Source organism: Spirosoma aureum, from assembly GCF_011604685.1.
Classification (GTDB): Bacteria; Bacteroidota; Bacteroidia; order Cytophagales; family Spirosomataceae; genus Spirosoma; species Spirosoma aureum.
Window position 1 is genome coordinate 4,159,439 of sequence record NZ_CP050063.1, and the last position, 20,647, is coordinate 4,180,085.

Consider the following 20,647-nt stretch of genomic DNA (forward strand, 5'->3'; position numbering starts at 1 on the left):
CAGGTATTTCAAAAGCGAAAGACAGATTTACACTAATTTCGCCGTTATCATTCATCAACCCACCTTTTATGTCTGAAAAACCGTCTGGTCTTCCTCCATTTGCTCGTTCCTGGACCCAGCTTTACACGATCGTTATTGGCAGCCTGGCCGTTGAAATCGTATTGTTTTACGTTTTAATGCGCTGGCTTTCATGAGTACGCTGGATTGGAGTGTTTTAATTCTGACGTTGTTGGGGGTCATTGTGTATGGGGTAGTTCGGAGCCGAAATAGCCAGAGCATGGACGATTATTTGCTGGCCGGTCAGTCCCTGCCCTGGTATCATGTCGGACTATCGGTGATGGCTACGCAGGCTAGTGCCATTACCTTTCTGTCGGCACCAGGACAGGGGTTCAGCGATGGCATGCGATTCGTGCAGTTTTATTTTGGCCTTCCGCTGGCAATGGTCGTTTTGTCGATAACGTTCGTTCCCATTTTTCACAAACTAAAAGTTTTTACCGCGTACGAATTTCTGGAGAACCGCTTTGATACCCGCGTCCGTACGCTAACGGCGGGTTTATTTTTACTCCAGCGGGGGCTTTCGACCGGCCTTTCGATTTACGCACCAGCAATTATCCTCTCAACCATTCTGGGCTGGAATATTTACTGGACAAATCTGATCATGGGCGGTATTGTCCTGATTTACACCGTTTCTGGAGGGACAAAAGCAATTTCTTATACACACCTTCAGCAAATGGCTATAGTCACCTTTGCCATGGCGCTGGCTGGTTATCTGACCGTTAAGCTACTGCCCGATGGGGTAGGTTTCGTCGATGCGCTGCACGTAGCGGGTAAGGCCGGGCGTATGAATTTAATCGATTTGAAGTTTGATCCCGATAGTCGTTACAATCTATGGTCCGGGCTGATTGGCGGATTCTTTTTGCAATTGTCCTACTTTGGCACCGACCAATCGCAGGTGGGACGCTACCTGACCGGTGAGACGATTAGTCAGAGCCGTCTTGGTTTGCTCATGAACGGACTGCTGAAAGTGCCGATGCAATTTCTGATTCTGTTGGTGGGCGTTCTGGTTTTCGTTTTTTATCAATACAATCCATCGCCCACATTCTTCAATAAGCAGGAAACCGATCGGCTTAAAGAAAGCCCGTATGCCCGCGATTATCAGATTGCGGAAATAAAGCATCAAAACCTGACTGCGCAGCGTCAGCGTATCGTTGCCGACATGCAGGTTGCGGTGCAAACCAAAAACGAGGATGCTCAGGATGCTGCGGTTGCCAGCCTTCACGAAACCGACCAGGCGTTAAAAACCGTTAAAGCCGACGTTATTAAACTGATCGAGAAGAATAATCCGGCGGCCGATACGAACGATGGCAACTATGTGTTTTTACGATTTGTGCTGGATTATCTGCCGCATGGACTAATAGGTCTGCTCATTGCCGTCATCTTTAGTGCATCGATGGGATCAATTGCGGCAGCGTATAGCTCTCTGGCATCGACTACCGTTGTCGATGTGTATAAACGATTGATCAGGAGCGAAGGTGATGATGCGCACTATCTGAACGTTTCGCGTTGGGCAACAATTGGATGGGGCGTATTTTGTATTATCGTGGCGCAGTTTGCCAACCGGCTCGGCAGTATGATCGAAGCCGTTAATATCCTGGGTTCCTTGTTTTACGGCGTTATTCTGGGCGTATTCGTTGTGGCATTCTACGTAAAATCGGTCGGTGGTCGGGCTACTTTTTGGGCCGCCATAGTTGCCGAGTTATTTGTTGCCCTTAGCTGGTATCTGAACCTTACGGCGTTCCTGTGGCTAAATGTAATCGGATGCCTGCTGGTAGTAATTTTTGCGTGGACATTGCAACGATTCCAACGATTCCAACGATCCTGATCGATAAACCAAAACGGCCCGGTGAACGGGCCGTTTTGGTTTATGTTACTTACGCCTTTTTCTTTCCTTTAACACCTTTTACTGCTGGCATAGCAGGCAGTTTGCCAGTATACTCTGTAATGCTTTTCTCAATGCCATCTTTAAAGAATGAGAAGGCTGCATCATTTGACGACTGTCCTAACGACAGGGCTTTCTGAGCCAGGGGCAGCGCATCGGTGTATTTGCCCATCTTGGCCAGAATTTGAGACTTAACGTACAGATTACGGTACGTTTCTTTCAGCGTTATTGACTTGTCGATCCAACTTAATGCCTGATCCAGGTTACGGCCTTTCGAAAGATTGTAGCTGGCGGCAGCCTGCAACACACCTGCATCATCGGGTTTTTCGGCGACTGCCTTATCGACATTTGCGGCTGAATTGGTATTGACATCAACTCTCAGTTCGGCGCTTGCTTTCACATCGGCCCACAGGATATTCAGTTTGGCAGTGCTGTCGGTCAGATCGCTGAAACCAATGGTAAAGGTTTCAATTTTCTCACTACTCGCCGTTGGTTTGAGCTGAACACGTAATACGTCTTCCTCAGGTTTGTAAGTTTGCTCGGTAACCGCTTTGTTACTGTTAAAAATTAATGTCCAGTCACTTTTTTCGGGAATGGACATGATCGCATAGGTTCCGGCGGGCAGGGTTTTTCCATTAATCATTACATCCGTCGACGTTGTGAACGCAGTTGCCCCGTTAGCGCCTGTTCTCCAGACTTTACCCGTTGGTACGTAGGCATCCGTAAAGGGTGAGCGACCTTTCAGGCTTGGGCGCGAATAGTTGATGGTAATGTCGGTAGTACCAATGGTTTGGCTTATCGTAGCTCCTGGGCTGGGTGATGGCAATTTAATCTGGGCGGTGGCTAATTGTGCTACTAAGCAAAGTGTAGCGGCTGTAACTGAAAGTTTGCGCATGATAGTCTATAGAGTATTTCAAAAATCGGGTCCAAATTGCAGCTTTTTACGCACAAAAACCAACTAATGCACCGTTATCCCCTACTTACGTTACTACGACAGCATAAGCCTACCGACCCTGCCGAGCAAGCTATGACTCAGGAGACCATTGCATTTGTTGAAGCAAATCCTGCCTGTTTTGAGCGCTCACTCCTTATCGGGCACGTAACCGGATCAGCCTGGATTGTTAGCCCTGATCGTCAGAAAACCGTTTTGATTCATCATAAAAAGCTTGATCGCTGGTTTCAGCCGGGTGGCCATGCCGATGGAAATCCTGATATCGCAGGTGTTGCATTTCGAGAGGCAGAAGAAGAGACCGGGCTAAAAACATTACAATTTGTTAATCCCGACGTATTCGATGTTGATGTTCACGTTATTCCGGCTCGTGGCGATGTGCCGGAACATCTTCATTATGACATCCGATTTTTGCTCGAAGCCGACCCTACAGAACCATTCGTGCTAACCGATGAGATCAATGCCGTTCAATGGCTCACGGTAACTGAAGTGAAGGGGTTAACTGATTCAGAATCAGTGCTTAGAATGGTAAGAAAATTAACCGATAATTAATAATGGATACTCATTGCTGCTTGTTCTTATGGTTGTAAATGGCACTTCGATGACTAAAAATGAGAATAGCTATGAAAACTGTAGGAATAACACTTTGGGGAGTTTTTGGGCTGCTTTGGGTATCGCCAGCTTTTTCGCAAAACCGGGCTGAGCTATATAACGATCTGACTTATTCTACGCGCAATTATAAGCAGGCCAATAAAGCGATAGAGGCTCAGCGGGTAGAAGCTACGATCGGTGCAAATGTGCCAGCAGCTTCGAGTACTGACCGAATACTGGCGGACTATAAACCACAGATACACGCCAATTATGCCAGCGGAAGCATAACCGTCGACTACAAGTCAGAAGGAAACACAGGGGACTGGAATTATAAGACCCAGCATTCGGTGCATTCACAAGCGACCGCACATAGAGTAGGGAATGCAATACGCCGATCGACTGCCAAAGTCGCTTAACTTTTTAAATCAGGTTATATCCTCAAGGCTACCCTTACATATTGGTCTTGAGGATTTCTATTGAATTATAAGTAGAATTTATACGAAAAAATTACCAATTGGCTCGGGATAAGTATAATTGACAAAATGGAAAATTATTAATGGTTTTTGTTAAAAATGCATGAAAAGTGTATGGAATAAAGCAAAATTTAAAGAATCAGGACAATAAATATCAAAAACTATAAATATAGTAGTGATTTTTATTGTTTTGATAGTATTGGAAAAGGAATAGTTTTGCTGTACAACAAAACCACAGAAAGAGCTATGAAAATTGAATTCATATTATTAACGGGTTTGGGTTTGCTGGCTTTAGCCGGACAAACACACGCGCAAAATGATCGAAAGCTACGCAACGATCCGACGTATTCTACCCACAATTATAAGCACCCGAATAAAGCAGCTACAGCCCGTCGTTGGGAAGAAAAAACGGGCGTTGCAGTTCAACAACCGGCACCGGGTGACGTTCGATTAGCTGATTATAAAAAGGGGTTACCAAACGCAGAGCCAGTGGGAGGAATTACTGTTGATCATACGCCTTCGGTGACTCTGGCTGAGCGTAATTATAAAATTCAGCGCGTAGGTGAGCCAGCTAATTCGGAAGGACTTGTTAGGCAACGTAAACGCAAGACCGATAGTACCTCTGTTATCGGGAATGACTAAACTAAAAGAAGCGTGGGCAGGTAGCAGCCCACGCTTCTTTTAGTTGGTAGCAGACAGACGCTTGTTATATAGTGAAAAATTGTCTTCATCAAAGCAGACAAAAACAATGTTCTGGAGATTCGTTGGCTGTTTCAGAAACTGGCGAACCGATGTTATAGCTATATCGGCTGCGTCATCTTTAGGGTAGCCAAAGATTCCGGTGCTGATATTAGGGAAAGCAATACTAACCAGGCCGTTTTCTGTCGCAATTTCGAGTGAACGACGATAGCAGCTTGCCAGTAGGTCGGGTTCGCCGTGTGTGCCTCCCCGCCAGACTGGCCCAACCGTATGAATAACGTAGCTGGCTAGCAATCGATAGCCTTTGGTCATCTTGGCGTCGCCCGTTTTGCAGCCATGAAGAGTGCGACATTCGGCCAGTAACTCCGGGCCAGCCGCGCGATGAATGGCGCCATCAACCCCTCCACCTCCCAGTAAACTTTCGTTGGCTGCGTTCACAATTGCATCAACTGCCTGTTTGGTGATGTCGCCCTGAATAATCCGGATTGTTGCCATTGTCTGATTTATGGTATACGGTTTTGGACGTACAGTCATCGTATCGGCTCCGATGGCAAAACCATATACCGCAAAACGATCTACTGTTTTATGACCTTCATTGTTCGTTTCTTATCGCCCGAAACGAGGGTCATGAAATATAACCCAGCCGATAAGTTTAAGTTTGGCAGAACAAAAGCGGCTAGACCACTTGTGGTAAAGCTATTTTGCCAGATGATACGACCTGTCAGGTCAATAAGCGTAGCATTGAGCGGCACATTGGCCTCAATTTCACCCCATTGAACAGCTAATGGTTCAACTTCACTAAACGGATTTGGGTAAACCAGTAATTGACCATATACCTCAGCGATTGTCGAGGCTCGTTCGAAATTCGGAATACCATACCCCAGCATATCGTCAGGAGTTGTGTATTGGCTGCCAGAACGACGCAAGCTTGCGGTTACCTGTGACGCAGTCAGGCGTGGATGCGACTGCCAGAAGGAGGCTGCTAAACCAGCTATGAGTGGTGTCGCAAACGAAGTGCCGTTGCCCGATGCAACAGTCCCGCTGGGATAACCGACGATGGTGCCCTGACCTCGGGCGGCTAAATCCGGCTTTACACGACCGTCGGCAGACGGACCAAACGAGCTAAAGGATGCCCGCTGCCCGGTTTGAGTGACCGCGCCAATGGCCAGAACCGAAACCGCATCCGAAGGCGCTGTCAGATAATGCCAGGAGTTACCCCCTTCATTACCAGCTGCCACCACAACAACCATTCCTGTTGCCGCGGCAATTTCAGCCGCACGGGTAGAGAGTGCCGTTTTGCCATCCATATTCTGATAGGTATAGCTGGTCGATACATCGTCGAACTCACTGTATCCTAATGATGAACTAATTACATCGACTCCGGCACTATCGGCATACTCTGCGCCGAACAGCCAGTTAGCCTCTTCAATGCGGCTTTCGGAATTAGCATCTTCGGTGCGTAATAAGATAAAGGACGCTTTATAGGCCGTTCCGTAAAGTTGGCCATCGGCAGTAGCAGCAATGGCAGACAGACAGGAAAGACCATGCGAATCGTCTTCATACACGCTGGTTTCTTTTCTGACAAAATCGTAGGTCGCCAGCACCCGCTTTTCATCGAACAAAGGTTTTAGAAAAGCCAATCGGTTCGCATTCTGAAAACCAGCGTCCAATACACCAATCAGCATACCTTCGCCATGATAGCCCTGCTGGTGCATCTTGTCGGCACCAAGCTGCTCGATCTGGGCCTGTGAACTACCATAATTCAACGGCTGAACTTCGCCAAATTTGGAGAATTGATTTGTTGTGCTCACCGATGTTTCGGCCCCAACGCGGGCATTGGTCAGTGAACGGCCAAATTCCAGCCCTTTCACAAACGATAATTTCTGAATAGTGGCAATTGTTGCATCGTTTGCTTCGACGAGAACGGCATTGAGCCAGCGCGAGGGAAACCAGATTTTAGCACCAGTTTGCTGAAGTTGGGTTATGTAAGTCGGATTGACCGGCAGATCGCGTTCCAGAATCGAAATATTCTGTTTTTGCCTGCGAAGGATGGACCGTTGCGACAGAAACTGGTCTGGCTTATTAACGCTGTAAGGCGAGTTGGCCTTATCGCGCAACAGAACCAGGTATTTCCTTGTTGTCTGGCCAAAGCTGTTGAACTGGACTATGATAATCAGCAGCAGCAACATGCTTGCTCTATTCTTTGCCATACTGTTGGATGCGGTAAATTTGTCGGATTCCATAGTCAATCTGATATTTCCCTATACAGCCAGGACTCGATGAGCAGAATTGTAGTTGGGTGCGTTCTTTATAAATCAAGCCCACCTGTCGCGCATAAACGTCTAGCCGTTTATCCTGCGATACAAGCGTTGAATCGTTTTGAGCAATTACCGTTACGGTTTCATCATACTGTTTATCGGAAACGCGATATGGTTGCCTGCTATTGCGTAACTGATAATCATCATTTTCAGCCGAATTAAGGCGATTTCCATCCCATGTCAACTGGTCGCTGACTGGAAATAGTAATTTAACAAAATCCAGACCATTTTCAGTACGGATGGCTTCATTATTGACTAATCGGGCCGACCAGACCGAATCGGCCTGCCAGGGCTTATTGGCGGTTGATCGACGATAGCGTATGAGTCGAAAGGCCTTATTTCCCGTTACGTCTAAATAGGAGTCGCCAACAACTTCTTTGAGCTGGTATGTCCGCTGAACAGGGGCTGCATTCAGTGAATAGTTTTGTTCAGTTATGTCGTAAATGGTAAACTGACCCGTTTCAAGCGGAAAGTAATCGTAACCCGCCGAAACAGGTTCTAGTTTAGACGACTGGCAACCATTGATCAGAAAAAGAAAGGCAATCGCAAGAATGCTGCTGTAACTACGTAGGTGCATAAAGTCAACAAAGAAATAGATCTTCGAAGGTAATACGTAGATACGAAGTGGACAAGAGGCCAGCAAAAAGAGCAGTTGCAAGTCAGCACGACTCAGAAGATGCGGCTCCAGGCAAAACGGATGATAAGAAGCAGGGCGATGAAACCAAGTACCACATAGGTAAACGGAACATACGTAACGGCATAAATACGGGTGCGATCGATGACCCACAGAATGCCCATAACGGCAGCAATGAGCGTCAGGATACTGGAGAGCTTGCCAAATGCCGGAATGTAATTGAAAGGAATTTTACGCCGAATGAGTAGGAGGGTAATCCCCATTGTCAGAATCGGCAATGCCTGAATGGCCAGATGCATCTCCCAAATGCTTTGGCGTTCAAACAAAAATAAATAAATGTTGAGCGTTAGCGCGAAAATTCCCGGAATACAGGCTAGATATACCAGTACGGCATAGACGTAGCGCCATTTCCAGATTTCTTCCGCTGTTTCGCCCGACCAAACATTGACCAGAAAAGTGATAGCGGGCACCGCCATCAGAAGCAAAAAAAGGAACGTTGGTTGGCCCGAAATGGCCTCAAAAACGTCTCGGAGTGTCATGGTGAGTAACGTAATGGGACAATGTACAAGAAATTATGGATAACGAACAACCTATAACCGTTAATCAAATCAGTGGGACTACCTGAAAATTGAGATCCAGATATTCATCGTTCATTATCCATTATTTCACCCTTTCCGCTAATTTATGACTTTGTGAATTCGCCGTCTATATTTCGCCAGATGCCGAGTGGATTAGCGTTCTGTAAGGCCAGTGGTAACAACGCATCTGGAAAGCTTTGGTACGTGAACGGGCGTACGAACCGTAAAATCGCGGCTGTTCCAACCGATGTGCTGCGACCACCATCGGTCGTTGCCGGGAAGGGGCCGCCGTGGGTCATGGCCTCGCTAACTTCTACCCCCGTCGGAAAGCCACCAAAAAGCACCCGTCCGGCTTTGGCCTGTAACAGAGAAATCCAGTCGACTGCCGATTGGGCAAGCTCATCGGCCGTAGCATAAAGTGTTGCCGTTAGCTGACCTTCGAGCGTTTGCAGGCATTCGGCCAGTTCCGCTTCGGTTTGGCAAGTGACAATAAGCGAAGTAGGCCCAAAAATTTCGTCGCTCAATGTTGGGCTGCACAGAAAAATCGGTGCCGTTGTCGATAACACTGCAGGTCGACCTTCGGTACGGCTATCTTCTGAAGCCGTTTCTGATTCAGCCAGAACATGCACTCCGGGTATGATTCGGTTGTGTTGTACCCCTTTCTGATAATTGTGACAGATACCCGAATTCAACATCGTTGCGGGTGCCGATGACCGTATTTTTTCGGCGACTGTATCCAGAAAAACGGCTGACTGGGGAGAATCGAGCAGGAATACCAGGCCGGGATTCGTGCAGAACTGACCAACCCCAAGCGTTACCGATGCGGCCAGCCCTTCGGCGACTTTCACTGCATTTTCCTGAATAGCTCCGGGCAAAACGACAACTGGATTGACGGCACTCATTTCCGCATAAACGGGTATTGGTTCAGCCCGCTCCTGCGCTATTCGCTGCAACGCCAGACCTCCTCCCCGAGAGCCGGTAAAGCCAACCGCTTTAACTGCCGGATGGGCTACTAACTGTTGAGCAACTTCATTATCGGCATGCAGGAGCGAAAAAACACCGTCGGGCATTCCCGATTTCTCAGCAGCCGTGGTAATGGCCTGACCAACCAGCGAAGAGGTTCCGGGGTGCGACGGATGGGCTTTGAAAATAACCGGACAACCCGAAGCTAGTGCTGAAGCTGTATCGCCACCTGCTACCGAAAACGCCAGAGGAAAATTGCTGGCTCCAAAGACCACAACTGGCCCCAGCGGAATTAGCATTCGGCGTAAATCGGGGCGGGGAAGTGGCTGGCGGTCGGGGAGGGCCGGGTTAATGCGGGCATCCACCCAGGAGCCTTCGCGAATGAGTTTGGCAAACATCCGGAGCTGACCGGTAGTTCGACCCCGCTCGCCCGTTAACCGACCCGTTGGTAAACCGCTTTCCAGGACGGCACGCTCAATCAGTATTTCGCCCAGTGCTTCTAGTTCTGTGGCTATTGCCTCCAGAAAATCGGCACGTTTGTTTGGATGGAGTTGTCTATAAACAGCAAATGCCGAGGCTGCTTTCTCAACGGCATGATTGGCCTGTTCGCTGGAAACGTTCGTGAATTCATCGGCTAACTGCTCGTGAGTGGAGGGAGCAAAGGCTTTGAATAAGTCGCCTTCACCGGCAACGGCTTCATGGCCAATAAAATTAGCCGTAGGATGATATTGAAATGTTGACATTGTTCGGAGTAAGTTGGTCAAAAGTAGCTTCTAAGCGCTAGACTTGGTTCGTAATCACGAGTGATGGCTTTCGATAATCGCTAAAAATAATCGTGCGGCTGGTTCAATCAGGTTGTCATTGAAATCATAATCGTCATTGTGTAAAGCGGGTGTGTTTTCGCCCGCACCGATGCCAAACATCGCTCCCTTATATTTCTGGGTAAACAGGCCAAAATCTTCACCCCATTTGAACGGCTCCTGTTTTTCGATAAATGCGTAGCCCAGTTTAAGGGCGCTGTTTTTTACCTGCTCAAAGGCATCAGGATGGTTTTGATTGGCAAAAAACGCTTCCGTATAGGCCGTTTCAATAGTAATGCCAGTGCCTTCGCAAAGGTTCGATAAAGTAGTTAATAACTGATTGGTTAAAGCCTCCATTCGCTCATTGTTCCGGGTTCTGAGCGTTAAATGAACTTCCCCGTATCCAGCCGAGATGCCGTAGGATTTTTCGCCAAGTGTCGCGTAAATGGGCGTTAAGAGAGCGAAGTCATCAGAGTTTGGGTCAATGTTTTCCAGCTCTTTGCTTGTCAGCGTAAAATATGCCATTAGATAGGCAGGATTTATCCCTTTTTCGGGTTCGGCCGAATGAGAGACTTTCCCCTTAAATGTCACGATCAGGCTTTTGACGGCCGGTGTAAAATCGCCCGGTTTACAGACAATTACCCCTTGCTGGTAACCCGGTAAATTGTGCAAAGCATAAACTCGGTCAGGACGAATACCTGCGAAATTGGGATCATTCAATACGGCTTCGGCCCCTTTCCCGTTCTCTTCGGCAGGTTGAAAGAGAAGATATACCCGGCCTTTCTGTATGGATTTATCCGCTAAATGAGAAGCCAGACGGGCTAAAATGGCCGTATGACCGTCGTGACCGCATTTATGCGAAACACCTTCATACTGCGATTTATAACTGAAATCGTTAACCTCCCGAATTGGCAAGGCGTCAATATCGGCTCTGATCAGGGTTACCGGGCCATTCTGTTCTTCTCCGTATTGAAGAAGCAGGCCAGTGTTCCCTACTTTCGTTAGGTTAACAGGGGTAAACCGGCTGACAAAAGCCGCAATTCGTTCCTGTGTGCCAAACTCCTGGCAGGAGATTTCGGGAAAACGATGAAGCTCCCGTCTGAAATCAACAAAAATATCGGGGTTATCAACTGGCATAGGCAATGGAAGATCGGAAAATGAATGTAGCTCCGACAGAAATGCCAGAGCTACAGGAACAGATTCTAGGGCTAAACCATTGCGCCAACGCGCTCCAGAAGGGCTTTCGTTTTACGAATTCCTTCGTATTCGTCCACTTTGTCGCCTTCATACTCAATACCGGCGATGCCTTTAAAACCGCTATCTTTTACGATTTTCATGATCCGGTTGTAATCGGTTTCTACGCAGTTGCCGTTATCATCGAATGTATAGGTTTTTGCCGAAACACCTTTAGCGAATGGGAGTAGTTCCTGCGTACCCTGATAGCGATCGTATTCTTCCGAGCAGGTATGATTTTCGCCCCGTTTGAGACAGAAATTGCCAAAATCAGGCAGTGTTCCTACATTTTTCATGTTCACCTGCTTCATCACGCCCGAGAGCCATTTGCCATTCGAAGAATAACCCCCGTGATTTTCGACAATGACATTGATGTTCATTGTTTTGGCAAACTCACCCAGTTTGCCAAGCCCTTCGACAGCCGCTTTGGAAACCTCCTCGGCAGTGCCATTTCCCGCTGCATTGACCCGAATGGTTTTACAGCCCAGATACTTGGCACACTCCACCCATCGGTGATGATTTTCGACCGCTTTGGTCCGTTCAGCCGCATCGGTAGCTCCCAGGTTTCCTTCACCGTCAATCATGATGAGGTGATTGGAAATACCATTGTCTTTGCAGCGGGTCAGCAGGTCGTTCAGGTAAGTTTTATCCTGTGCTTTATCCTTAAAAAACTGGTTTACATACTCAACAATGCTAATGTCAAACTCCTTGCGGGCAATTCCCGGAAAATCCAGGTTCGTGATCTTTTTAGCGAACAGGGCTTTATGGAGTGACCACTCGGCCAGCGAGATGTCAAAAAACATCTTTTTTCTGTTGATTTCGGCAAAGGCAGCGGGCGTAATAGTCAAAGCCGCCAGTGATCTGGCAGCCTGCTTTAAGAACGAACGACGATTCGTGTTCATAACGGAACGGGTTTGGTAAATGAGTTTTCGTGAACAAAAGACAGCTATCCCCGCCAAAAAACCAAGCGAGATGGCGGCACAGAATAGAGGAAAAGTAGACTTATCCGCATAGCTACCTTCACAAGGGTTGTTTTCTTTGTAATTTGCAACATTCGACTACTGTATTAACCAATGATTTCTTTCGATACCATTCGTGAAGCTCACGACCGAATCCGGCCCTATATTCATCGTACTGCTGTTTTAACGAACCATACGATAAACGACCGGGCTGGAGCCGAGCTGTTTTTTAAGTGTGAAAATTTTCAGAAAATAGGTGCCTTTAAAGCGCGGGGTGGGTTGAACGCCGTCTTACAGGTAGCTGAAAATAAAGAAGGTGCGGCCATTACAACGCACTCATCCGGCAATCATGCTCAAGCAGTTGCGTTTGCCGCCCGGCAGGTGGGCCTACCGGCTTATATCGTGATGCCACGCACGGCCCCACAGGTCAAAAAAGAGGCTGTTAGGGGGTATGGTGCTGAAATTATCGAGTGCGAACCTACGCTCGATGCCCGCGAAGCCGGGGTTCGTGAGGTTATGGAGCGAACCGGAGCCGTACTGGTACACCCCTTCGACGACGACCGCGTAATAGCAGGACAGGCCACGGCGACTAAAGAGCTACTTGAGGATTTTGGCTTAGAAAAAACATTTGACACCATTCTGGCTCCGGTTGGCGGGGGAGGGTTACTCAGTGGTACGTCGCTGGCTACTCATTTTATGTCGCCGACAACCCGCGTTATTGCCGGTGAACCTGAGGGAGCAGCCGATGCCGTGCTATCGTTCCAGTCTGGCCGCGTCGAAAAAGCGCCCTATATTAACACCATTGCTGATGGATTGATGACGACGCTTAGTGAGCGAACGCTGGAGATTATTCGTGATCATGTCACCAAAATCCTGACGGTATCTGATGCCGAGATTATTGCGGCTATGCGCCTGGTGTGGGAACGAATGAAAATTGTAATTGAACCGTCGTGTGCGGTACCACTTGCAGCCGTGCTTAAACACAAGGATCAGTTCGCTGGTCAAAAAATTGGCATCATTTTAACCGGTGGAAATGTCGATTTGGGTAAGCTGCCTTTTTAAGAAGTATGGAACTGTCATTAGTGGTTTTGATTGACAGCCGTTCTGATTTGGCGAAAAGTATAGCGTCAATCAACGTAAATTCTGTTCGGCCAACTAGTCAGAAAAGTGTTGTTACCATTTCTAGTTTACGACGAGTCCACACACAACTGTACCGGTTTGGTTTGGCCAGCTGTTGATCTGGTTTTCGGCGCTGTGGCAAATAAAAAGTAAGAGAGCGGAAAAAAACGGAGGTATGGTCTATTGTTTTAAGGTACTATAGCCAAATTACCTGGCTGTTGGAAAGGCTCCCTGTCCGGTGGAGTGGCTATGTTTAGGGCCAGTAAATAAAATTCAGGCTAACCAACGCAGAATCAGTGCCTATGCTACCGACCTGCCACAAGTAGTTAACTTTTTCCTGATTTCTTTTCTGCCATTCCACCTTTTTTCTCGTACCTTTACATCCCGTAACGACCTAAACAGGTTTCAATCATGGCGGCTACGGGACCAAAATCCGCGAAATATATTTTTGTTACGGGCGGGGTAACTTCATCACTTGGCAAAGGCATCATTGCCTCTTCACTGGCCAAACTTCTTCAATCACGGGGGCTTACGGTAACGATCCAGAAATTCGATCCTTACATCAATATCGACCCCGGCACGCTGAATCCATACGAACACGGCGAATGCTACGTAACCGATGACGGGGCTGAAACAGACCTTGACCTCGGGCACTACGAGCGGTTTCTAAACCGCCCAACATCGCAGGCAAATAACATCACCACCGGGCGGATCTACAACAACGTGATCACCCGTGAACGGCGGGGTGATTTCCTGGGGAAAACGGTTCAGGTGGTGCCGCACATCACCGACGAAATCAAGCGCAACATTAAATTATTGGGCGAAACCGGTGAGTACGACATCGTAATAACTGAAATTGGGGGTTGTGTGGGCGACATCGAATCGTTGCCGTTTGTGGAAGCTGTCCGGCAGTTGAAGTTCGAACTGGGCGAAAAAGATACACTCGTTATTCACCTGACGCTGGTGCCTTATCTGCAATCGGCAGGCGAACTGAAAACCAAGCCAACTCAGCACTCCGTCCGGATGCTGCTCGAAAACGGGGTTCAGCCCGACATCATTGCCTGCCGTACCGAACACCCACTTCCCCAGGATATTCGCCGGAAAATTGCGCAATTCTGTAATGTGCAGGTTAGCTCAGTCATTGAAGCTATTGATGCCGAAACGATCTACGATGTGCCGCTGCTGATGCAAAAGGAACGGCTTGATCAGCGTGCGTTGTATATGCTTGATCTATATAACGACAAAGACGCTGATCTGGATGCCTGGAAGGCTTTTCTGGGTCGGCTTAAAAATCCGGGGGATATCATTAAGATTGGTCTGGTTGGGAAATATGTAGAATTGCATGATGCCTACAAATCAATTGCCGAATCGTTTATTCATGCCGGGGCGTCGAATGAGTGTAAGGTTCAACTGGAGTGGATTCAGTCAGAGACGCTGGTCGATGAACATCATTGTGCTGAGACACTGCGCCATTTAGACGGCGTACTGGTTGCCCCTGGTTTTGGTGAGCGGGGTATCGACGGTAAAATCAACGCCGTACGGTTTGTTCGGGAGAATAATATTCCATTCCTTGGTATTTGCCTGGGAATGCAGATGGCTGTCATTGAGTATGCCCGTAATGTAATGGGTATCGAAGATGCGCATTCGACCGAAATGGAACCGCATACGAAACACCCGGTTATCAGCATGATGGAAGAGCAGAAAACCATCACCGACAAAGGGGGGACGATGCGTTTGGGTGCGTATACCTGCAAACTGAAGCGCGATTCGCTGGCTCACCAGATTTATGGAAAAACGCAGATCAGCGAACGTCACCGCCATCGCTATGAGTTCAACAACGACTACCTGGATCGATTCGAGAAGGCGGGGCTTCGGCCAACAGGCATCAACCCTGATACTGGATTGGTCGAAATTGTTGAACTAAATAGTCATCCCTGGTTTGTGGGCGTACAATTCCATCCGGAGCTAAAAAGCACGGTCATGAATCCACATCCGCTGTTTGTCCAGTTTGTAAAGGCCGCCCTGACATACAACCAGCAGAAACGCCTGACGCCCGCTCCTGTAGAAACCGCTGAGGTGGTTGATTAACCCGGCAGATTGGCGTAATTTTGCCGAAAATAGTTTTCAGTCTTTAGTTTTCAGTTTTCAGTCTGGCTTTCCTGACTTTTTAACTAAAAACTGAAGACTGAAAACTGAAAACTTAGAAAATGGATCGTAATCAAATTATTGGCATTGTCCTGATTCTGGCGATGCTGGTCGGTTATCAGCTTCTGGTACCGAAACCCGCGCCCGAGAAGCAGGCTGCCCAAAAAACGCAGACAACAAAACCAACCACTGGATCGGGCGTCGCTACTACTAACAACAAAGCCGAACGTGGCCCGGCAGAACAAACCCTCGATTCGGCCGCTGCCAAGGCTCAATTTGGCGACTTTGCCACAGTAGCCACTGGCGAAACCCGCGATATTGTCGTTGAAAATAAAGACATTAAAGTAACCTTCACTACGCAGGGCGGACGGGTCAAAGAGGTTATCCTTAAAAATTACAAGACGTACGAACAGAAGCCGCTGGTTCTGGTCGACGATGAGAGCAGCAAAACGCTCCTGGAACTACCAACAAATCGGGGTAAAGTAGATGTTCATAAGCTTTATTTCCAGACGACAGCGCAAAGTGGTACTGTTAGCGGACAACCGCAACAAATCGTCTTTCGGGCTGAAGTAGCACCTGGGCAATCGGTAGAGCAGGTCTATACCGTGCCGGCTGAAGGGTATGTACTGGATTATGATCTGAAACTGAATGGTCTGGCCAATACGGTTACGAACGATAATATCCGGTTCTTTTGGGAGGACAAGATGCGTCAGTACGAAAACGATTTGTCGAACAACCGTCGTGCGGCTACGATCGATTACCTCACCGCTGATGAAAATTTCGAGAAGCTGACAGAGGGAGAAAGTAATCAGGAAGTTACAGTGGAAGAACCCGTTCAGTGGTTTACTATCAAACACAAGTACTTTCTGGCGGGTTTTGTGGCCAAGAACAGCCCGATGCCTAAAGCTGATTTCAAAGCCCTGGTCGACCCGGCCGATAGCAGTGTTGTAAAAACGGCAGTGGCTAATGTCATGCTGCCAATGGCCGATGTGAAGGCTGGGAAAGGGCAGTACAAGTTTTACTATGGCCCTAACGATTTTCAGCTGTTAGGCAATGTAGCTCCTGAGTTCGATCAGAACGTCTATCTGGGTTATTCGATTCTGAAGCCAATCAACAAATACTTCTTTGTTCCGGTCTTTAACTTACTGGAGAAATTTATCTCGAATTATGGCCTGCTGATTATTGCGCTGGTCGTGTTTGTGAAGCTGGTGTTGACTCCACTGACTTACAAGTCGTATGTCAGTATGGCAAAAATGCGGGTTCTGGGTCCGGAAATCAACGAGATCAAGGAGCGCGTTGGCGACGATATGGCCAAGCAACAGTCGGAGCAGATGAAATTGTATCAGGAAGTGGGAGTAAGTCCACTGAATGGCTGTATTCCAGTACTGGCCACGATGCCGATTTTATTCGCTCTGTTCATGCTCTTCCCGAACCTGATCGAGCTGCGCCAGAAACCCTTTCTTTGGGCCAGTGACCTGTCGACTTACGATGCGTTCATTACCTTCCCGACAATTCCATTTATTGGTGGCCACCTCAGTCTGTTTACCGTGCTGATGACAGCTTCGTCGATCGCCTACGCCTATTACAACAACCAGACGACGCCAACCCAGCCGGGCCCGGTAAACATGAAAGCGTTGAGTTATATCTTCCCGTTGATGTTTATGTTTGTGCTGAACTCGTATCCGGCCGGTCTGACGTTCTATTATTTTGTGTCGAACGTAGTTACGATTACACAGCAACAACTCATTCGCCGGTTTGTGGATGAGGATAAAATTAAAGCAGTGCTGGACGAGAACCGCCGGAAAAATGCAGCTGGGCAGGGCAAAAAACCAGGCGGCTTCCAGGCCCTTCTGCAAAAGCAACTTGCATCAGCCGAAGAGGCCCGCAAACAGGCTGAAGAAGCACAACGGAAAGCAAAACAGAAGAAATAAGGTTTACGCTATTCGCAGTTTTTGGCATTGAGCACGCTGCCCATTAACGAGCTAATTGAAAAGTGTATACTGAATACCCAACAAAAGCAACGCCCACGCGTTGCTTTTGTGCATTAACCCTGATAAACAACATGAATGGTAGGTTAAGTTGGCTTATATTGGCGGCAGTTAGTCTGCTTTGGCTTCTGAACAAACAGGTAGCTTTGGCTCAGGTTTCTCCCGATGCGTTGAAACGCTATAAAGCTGCTGTTCAGTTAGTACAGACCGGCAACTATGAGCGAGCTAAAACGGACCTGAATGCAATTATTCTGCGGGAGGATCCATTAGCGCCTTATGCACATTACTACTATGCTGTTGCGGCATTCCGGCAAAAGAATTTCAACCAGGCCCGGTTGATGATCAAGCAGTTGATGACCCGGTATCCGAATTGGCATAAATTAGACGACGCCAACTATCTGTTTGCCGCAATTTGTATGGAAACAGGGCAGTTTGAAGATGCATTGGAAGCCATCCAGGAAATTAAGAGCCCCGCTTTGCGTAATGATGTGTCCAAACTCGAACAGGCGTTTATTGCCCGGATTACTGATCTGAATCGCCTGAAACAGTTGAATAAGGAGTTTCCGGACGATCGGGTCGTTGGCCTGACATTAATTGATTTTATACAGCGAACGGCTACGGATAAAGATGATCTGGAGTTGTCGGATCGATTGACAAACCGCTTTGGTGTTCCCGGAACAGTGGTTTCCCGATCGACTAGTACGACACCAGTGGCAACGACGACTACCAACTCAACGTCGGCAGTAACACCCGCCCGAAACACCCGCTCGAAAGGGTACTACAATGTAGCGGTCATGTTCCCATTTCGGGTCGATGAATTCAATCCCGATAAACGTCAGCGTTCGAATCAATATGTATACGATCTCTATGACGGGATCAGGATGGCAAAAGCCAGGTTGCAGGATGAAGGCATTACCGTGAATCTGTTCGCCTATGATCTGGACAACGATGCCAACAAAGCGCTTGAACTGGTCAATAGCCCGGCGTTTGCGCAAACTGACATGATCATTGGGCCTCTCTATGTGGAGCCAAACCGCATTGTATCGGCTTATGCCAATCAGAATAATATATTGTTGCTAAACCCGATTGCAACGAGCAGCGAGCTGGTGGCTAATCAGCCTATGTCTTTTTTGGCGCAGCCTTCACTGAATCAGCAGGCACTTAAGGTTGCCGATCAGGTACGAACGCTAAATGGTTTGCGTCGGGCCGCTATTTATTTCGGTTCCTCACGACGGGATTCATTGCTGGCACTTGCCTACCAAAATGAAATGAAACGGCAGAATTATCAAATTGTTGATTTTCGGAAATTAAGCGGCTCAGCACAGACAATGGCCGAGGCCATGCAACTTACGGGTACAGCAACGCCGTCGCGTTCCCTGAGCACCGTTACCCCTGTTTCATTGGGTCATGTATTTTTAGCCAGTAACAATGAAGAGGATGGTGCCCGCCTTATCGATGCCTTAAGCCGCCGTAAAGTAAGTGGACCACTGATTGCCACGGCTTCGGCTTTTGATTTCTATAAAACCTCTGCCTCCACATTTACCCGCCGGGATTTATACCTGCTTTATCCTGATTTTATCGACTCTGCACGTGAGCCGGTTACCGAATTTCAGGAGGAATACCTGGCAAAACGGAACACCATTCCATCTGTGTTTGCCAGTGAGGGTTATGACATGATGTTGTTCTTTGGTCGTCAGCTGGCGAAAAACGGACCGCAGCTTCGCAATCGAAACACCCTGCGTTCTGATACCGACGACTATTTACTGTCTGGATTTGATTACACTCAAGCCAATGAAAACCAGATCGTTCCTATCGTGAAATATGCCGATGGGCGTTTTATAAAAGTGAAAGAGTAGCTAAATGAACGTGCATTTCCCATCAATTTGATTTCGCTCTTTCATCAATTCTCTCATTCACTCTTTTACTTATGACAACAAGCGAAGAATTATTTGAAAAGGCGAAAACGCTGATACCGGGCGGGGTCAACTCACCCGTTCGGGCATTTCGGGCAGTCGGAGGCTCGCCCATCTTTATCAAATCGGCTAAAGGGCCTTATCTCTACGACGAAGACGGACGACAGTACATCGAGCTGATCAACTCATGGGGCCCAATGATTCTGGGCCACGCGTTTGAACCCGTGGAAAAAGCCGTTCGGGATGCCATTCAGCATTCATTCTCGTTTGGCGCACCTACGCGCAAAGAGGTCGAAATGGCTGAGCTGATTACCAGCATGGTCCCCTCCGTCGAGAAAGTGCGTATGGTTAATTCGGGTACGGAAGCCACCATGGCGGCAATCCGGGTTGCGCGTGGCTTTACCGGGCGCGACAAGATCATCAAATTTGAAGGCTGCTATCACGGGCATGGTGATTCGTTCCTGATTGCTGCTGGAAGCGGAGCCATGACAATGGGCATTCCCGATAGCCCCGGCGTAACGAAAGCCACTGCGGCTGATACACTCACTGCGCCATTTAACGATTTGGCGGCTGTAGAAAAATTACTGGACAATAATCATAACCAGGTTGCCGCTATTATTCTGGAGCCCGTTGTTGGTAACATGGGCTGCGTATTGCCAGAACCTGGTTTTCTGGAAGGCGTTCGCTCACTGTGCGATCAACACGGAGCATTGTTGATTTTTGATGAAGTAATGACCGGCTTCCGGCTGGCTAAAGGCGGTGCGCAGGAACGCTTTGGCATAACGCCTGATCTGACAACGATGGGTAAAATCATTGGGGGAGGTATGCCCGTAGGAGCCTATGGTGGCCGTGCCGAAATTATGAATATAGTGTCTCCTGTAGGGCCCGTTTACCAGGCAGGAACGCTTTCAGGAAACCCCATTGCCATGTCGGCAGGACTGGCCATGCTCCATCACCTGAACGATCATCCGGAGGTGTATAGCCGGCTGGAAGAAATTGGTTCGGCACTGGTAGATGGGTTTCGGTCAGGATTGCAGAAAGCTGGCCTGAATTATACGATCAACCACATTGGGTCGATGTTTACCCTGTTCATGACTGACCATGCTGTATCGAATTTTACGGAGGCAAAAACGTGTGATTTACCACTGTTCGGCCGGTATTTCCATGCCATGCTGAAGCGGGGAGTATATCTGGCTCCTTCGCAGTTTGAAAGTCTGTTCCTATCCGTTGCGCTTACCGATGATTTGGTCGCACAGATCATTCAGGCAAACGAAGAGAGTTTACATGAGGCACTGAACGATTAACGGTGTACAGCTGACAGCTGAGCGATGAATAAAATCAATCAT

General features: G+C 48.1%; 18 protein-coding genes. 10 read left to right on the forward strand and 8 right to left on the reverse strand.

Annotated elements, in window-relative coordinates; genetic code table 11:
- The first annotated feature begins 68 nt into the window (after positions 1 to 68).
- Positions 69 to 194, forward strand: a complete 126-nt coding sequence (locus G8759_RS36185) for a hypothetical protein (protein WP_262889760.1) — start codon at positions 69 to 71, stop codon at positions 192 to 194.
- Entirely contained in the window at positions 191 to 1,882 is a 1,692-nt protein-coding gene (locus G8759_RS16430; RefSeq protein ID WP_167209788.1) for a sodium:solute symporter, read from the forward strand. Before G8759_RS36185 ends, G8759_RS16430 begins: the two co-directional genes overlap by 4 nt.
- Positions 1,883 to 1,931: 49 nt before the next feature.
- Here the strand turns inward: G8759_RS16430 and G8759_RS16435 are convergent, their stop codons facing one another.
- Positions 1,932 to 2,834 (reverse strand): DUF2911 domain-containing protein, encoded by a 903-nt coding sequence (locus G8759_RS16435; protein WP_167209790.1) that lies wholly within the window; start codon positions 2,832 to 2,834, stop codon positions 1,932 to 1,934.
- A gap of 66 nt (positions 2,835 to 2,900) precedes the next feature.
- Here G8759_RS16435 and G8759_RS16440 point away from each other — a divergent pair, with 66 nt between their 5' ends.
- The 3 genes from G8759_RS16440 to G8759_RS16450 all read left to right on the forward strand — a co-directional run bounded on the left by G8759_RS16440 (position 2,901) and on the right by G8759_RS16450 (position 4,594).
- Positions 2,901 to 3,440, forward strand: a complete 540-nt coding sequence (locus G8759_RS16440) for an NUDIX hydrolase (protein ID WP_167209792.1) — start codon at positions 2,901 to 2,903, stop codon at positions 3,438 to 3,440.
- A 71-nt stretch (positions 3,441 to 3,511) separates the two neighbouring features.
- Positions 3,512 to 3,895, forward strand: coding sequence for a hypothetical protein (locus tag G8759_RS16445; RefSeq protein WP_167209794.1), 384 nt, complete (start codon positions 3,512 to 3,514; stop codon positions 3,893 to 3,895).
- Between the two features lie 303 nt (positions 3,896 to 4,198).
- On the forward strand, positions 4,199 to 4,594 hold the full coding sequence (locus G8759_RS16450) for a hypothetical protein (RefSeq protein WP_167209796.1): 396 nt from the start codon (positions 4,199 to 4,201) through the stop codon (positions 4,592 to 4,594).
- Positions 4,595 to 4,633: 39 nt separating this feature from the next.
- On the opposite strand, the gene G8759_RS16455 is transcribed toward G8759_RS16450, so the two are convergent.
- From G8759_RS16455 to G8759_RS16485, 7 genes are all read right to left on the reverse strand, one after another.
- A complete protein-coding gene (locus tag G8759_RS16455; protein WP_167219027.1) occupies positions 4,634 to 5,146 on the reverse strand; it encodes an O-acetyl-ADP-ribose deacetylase in 513 nt (170 codons plus the stop codon).
- An 80-nt stretch (positions 5,147 to 5,226) separates the two neighbouring features.
- Positions 5,227 to 6,861, reverse strand: a complete 1,635-nt coding sequence (locus G8759_RS16460) for a S8 family serine peptidase (RefSeq protein ID WP_167209798.1) — start codon at positions 6,859 to 6,861, stop codon at positions 5,227 to 5,229.
- Positions 6,848 to 7,546 carry a hypothetical protein gene (locus G8759_RS16465; RefSeq protein WP_167209800.1) on the reverse strand — a complete coding sequence of 233 codons (699 nt, stop codon included), beginning with the start codon at positions 7,544 to 7,546 and terminating at the stop codon, positions 6,848 to 6,850. Before G8759_RS16465 ends, G8759_RS16460 begins: the two co-directional genes overlap by 14 nt.
- Positions 7,547 to 7,638: 92 nt before the next feature.
- A complete protein-coding gene (locus tag G8759_RS16470; protein WP_167209802.1) occupies positions 7,639 to 8,142 on the reverse strand; it encodes a hypothetical protein in 504 nt (167 codons plus the stop codon).
- Positions 8,143 to 8,285: 143 nt separating this feature from the next.
- Positions 8,286 to 9,887, reverse strand: coding sequence for an aldehyde dehydrogenase (NADP(+)) (locus G8759_RS16475; RefSeq protein WP_167209804.1), 1,602 nt, complete (start codon positions 9,885 to 9,887; stop codon positions 8,286 to 8,288).
- Between the two features lie 54 nt (positions 9,888 to 9,941).
- Entirely contained in the window at positions 9,942 to 11,081 is a 1,140-nt protein-coding gene (locus tag G8759_RS16480) for an amidohydrolase (RefSeq protein WP_167209806.1), read from the reverse strand.
- A gap of 71 nt (positions 11,082 to 11,152) precedes the next feature.
- On the reverse strand, positions 11,153 to 12,079 hold the full coding sequence (locus tag G8759_RS16485) for a sugar phosphate isomerase/epimerase family protein (RefSeq protein WP_167209808.1): 927 nt from the start codon (positions 12,077 to 12,079) through the stop codon (positions 11,153 to 11,155).
- Between the two features lie 171 nt (positions 12,080 to 12,250).
- Here G8759_RS16485 and G8759_RS16490 point away from each other — a divergent pair, with 171 nt between their 5' ends.
- The 5 genes from G8759_RS16490 to hemL all read left to right on the forward strand — a co-directional run bounded on the left by G8759_RS16490 (position 12,251) and on the right by hemL (position 20,605).
- On the forward strand, positions 12,251 to 13,198 hold the full coding sequence (locus G8759_RS16490; RefSeq protein ID WP_167209810.1) for a pyridoxal-phosphate dependent enzyme: 948 nt from the start codon (positions 12,251 to 12,253) through the stop codon (positions 13,196 to 13,198).
- Between the two features lie 468 nt (positions 13,199 to 13,666).
- The gene (locus G8759_RS16495) at positions 13,667 to 15,343 is read left to right on the forward strand and encodes a CTP synthase (protein WP_167209812.1); all 1,677 of its coding nucleotides are present in this window, start codon (positions 13,667 to 13,669) and stop codon (positions 15,341 to 15,343) included.
- 119 nt (positions 15,344 to 15,462) lie between these two features.
- Entirely contained in the window at positions 15,463 to 17,331 is a 1,869-nt protein-coding gene (yidC, locus tag G8759_RS16500; protein WP_167209814.1) for a membrane protein insertase YidC, read from the forward strand.
- A gap of 131 nt (positions 17,332 to 17,462) precedes the next feature.
- Positions 17,463 to 19,244 carry an ABC transporter substrate-binding protein gene (locus tag G8759_RS16505; protein ID WP_167209816.1) on the forward strand — a complete coding sequence of 594 codons (1,782 nt, stop codon included), beginning with the start codon at positions 17,463 to 17,465 and terminating at the stop codon, positions 19,242 to 19,244.
- Positions 19,245 to 19,315: 71 nt separating this feature from the next.
- Positions 19,316 to 20,605 (forward strand): glutamate-1-semialdehyde 2,1-aminomutase, encoded by a 1,290-nt coding sequence (hemL, locus tag G8759_RS16510; protein ID WP_167209818.1) that lies wholly within the window; start codon positions 19,316 to 19,318, stop codon positions 20,603 to 20,605.
- The last annotated feature ends 42 nt before the right edge of the window (positions 20,606 to 20,647 follow it).

What these genes read in the sequence shown, in the direction of transcription:
- G8759_RS36185 (WP_262889760.1), top strand. Translation starts at nt 69, where the DNA reads ATGTCTGAAAAACCGTCTGGTCTTCCTCCATTTGCTCGTTCCTGGACC.
- G8759_RS16430 (WP_167209788.1), top strand. Translation starts at nt 191, where the DNA reads ATGAGTACGCTGGATTGGAGTGTTTTAATTCTGACGTTGTTGGGGGTC.
- G8759_RS16435 (WP_167209790.1), bottom strand. Translation starts at nt 2,834, where the DNA reads ATGCGCAAACTTTCAGTTACAGCCGCTACACTTTGCTTAGTAGCACAA.
- G8759_RS16440 (WP_167209792.1), top strand. Translation starts at nt 2,901, where the DNA reads ATGCACCGTTATCCCCTACTTACGTTACTACGACAGCATAAGCCTACC.
- G8759_RS16445 (WP_167209794.1), top strand. Translation starts at nt 3,512, where the DNA reads ATGAAAACTGTAGGAATAACACTTTGGGGAGTTTTTGGGCTGCTTTGG.
- G8759_RS16450 (WP_167209796.1), top strand. Translation starts at nt 4,199, where the DNA reads ATGAAAATTGAATTCATATTATTAACGGGTTTGGGTTTGCTGGCTTTA.
- G8759_RS16455 (WP_167219027.1), bottom strand. Translation starts at nt 5,146, where the DNA reads ATGGCAACAATCCGGATTATTCAGGGCGACATCACCAAACAGGCAGTT.
- G8759_RS16460 (WP_167209798.1), bottom strand. Translation starts at nt 6,861, where the DNA reads ATGGCAAAGAATAGAGCAAGCATGTTGCTGCTGCTGATTATCATAGTC.
- G8759_RS16465 (WP_167209800.1), bottom strand. Translation starts at nt 7,546, where the DNA reads ATGCACCTACGTAGTTACAGCAGCATTCTTGCGATTGCCTTTCTTTTT.
- G8759_RS16470 (WP_167209802.1), bottom strand. Translation starts at nt 8,142, where the DNA reads ATGACACTCCGAGACGTTTTTGAGGCCATTTCGGGCCAACCAACGTTC.
- G8759_RS16475 (WP_167209804.1), bottom strand. Translation starts at nt 9,887, where the DNA reads ATGTCAACATTTCAATATCATCCTACGGCTAATTTTATTGGCCATGAA.
- G8759_RS16480 (WP_167209806.1), bottom strand. Translation starts at nt 11,081, where the DNA reads ATGCCAGTTGATAACCCCGATATTTTTGTTGATTTCAGACGGGAGCTT.
- G8759_RS16485 (WP_167209808.1), bottom strand. Translation starts at nt 12,079, where the DNA reads ATGAACACGAATCGTCGTTCGTTCTTAAAGCAGGCTGCCAGATCACTG.
- G8759_RS16490 (WP_167209810.1), top strand. Translation starts at nt 12,251, where the DNA reads ATGATTTCTTTCGATACCATTCGTGAAGCTCACGACCGAATCCGGCCC.
- G8759_RS16495 (WP_167209812.1), top strand. Translation starts at nt 13,667, where the DNA reads ATGGCGGCTACGGGACCAAAATCCGCGAAATATATTTTTGTTACGGGC.
- yidC (WP_167209814.1), top strand. Translation starts at nt 15,463, where the DNA reads ATGGATCGTAATCAAATTATTGGCATTGTCCTGATTCTGGCGATGCTG.
- G8759_RS16505 (WP_167209816.1), top strand. Translation starts at nt 17,463, where the DNA reads ATGAATGGTAGGTTAAGTTGGCTTATATTGGCGGCAGTTAGTCTGCTT.
- hemL (WP_167209818.1), top strand. Translation starts at nt 19,316, where the DNA reads ATGACAACAAGCGAAGAATTATTTGAAAAGGCGAAAACGCTGATACCG.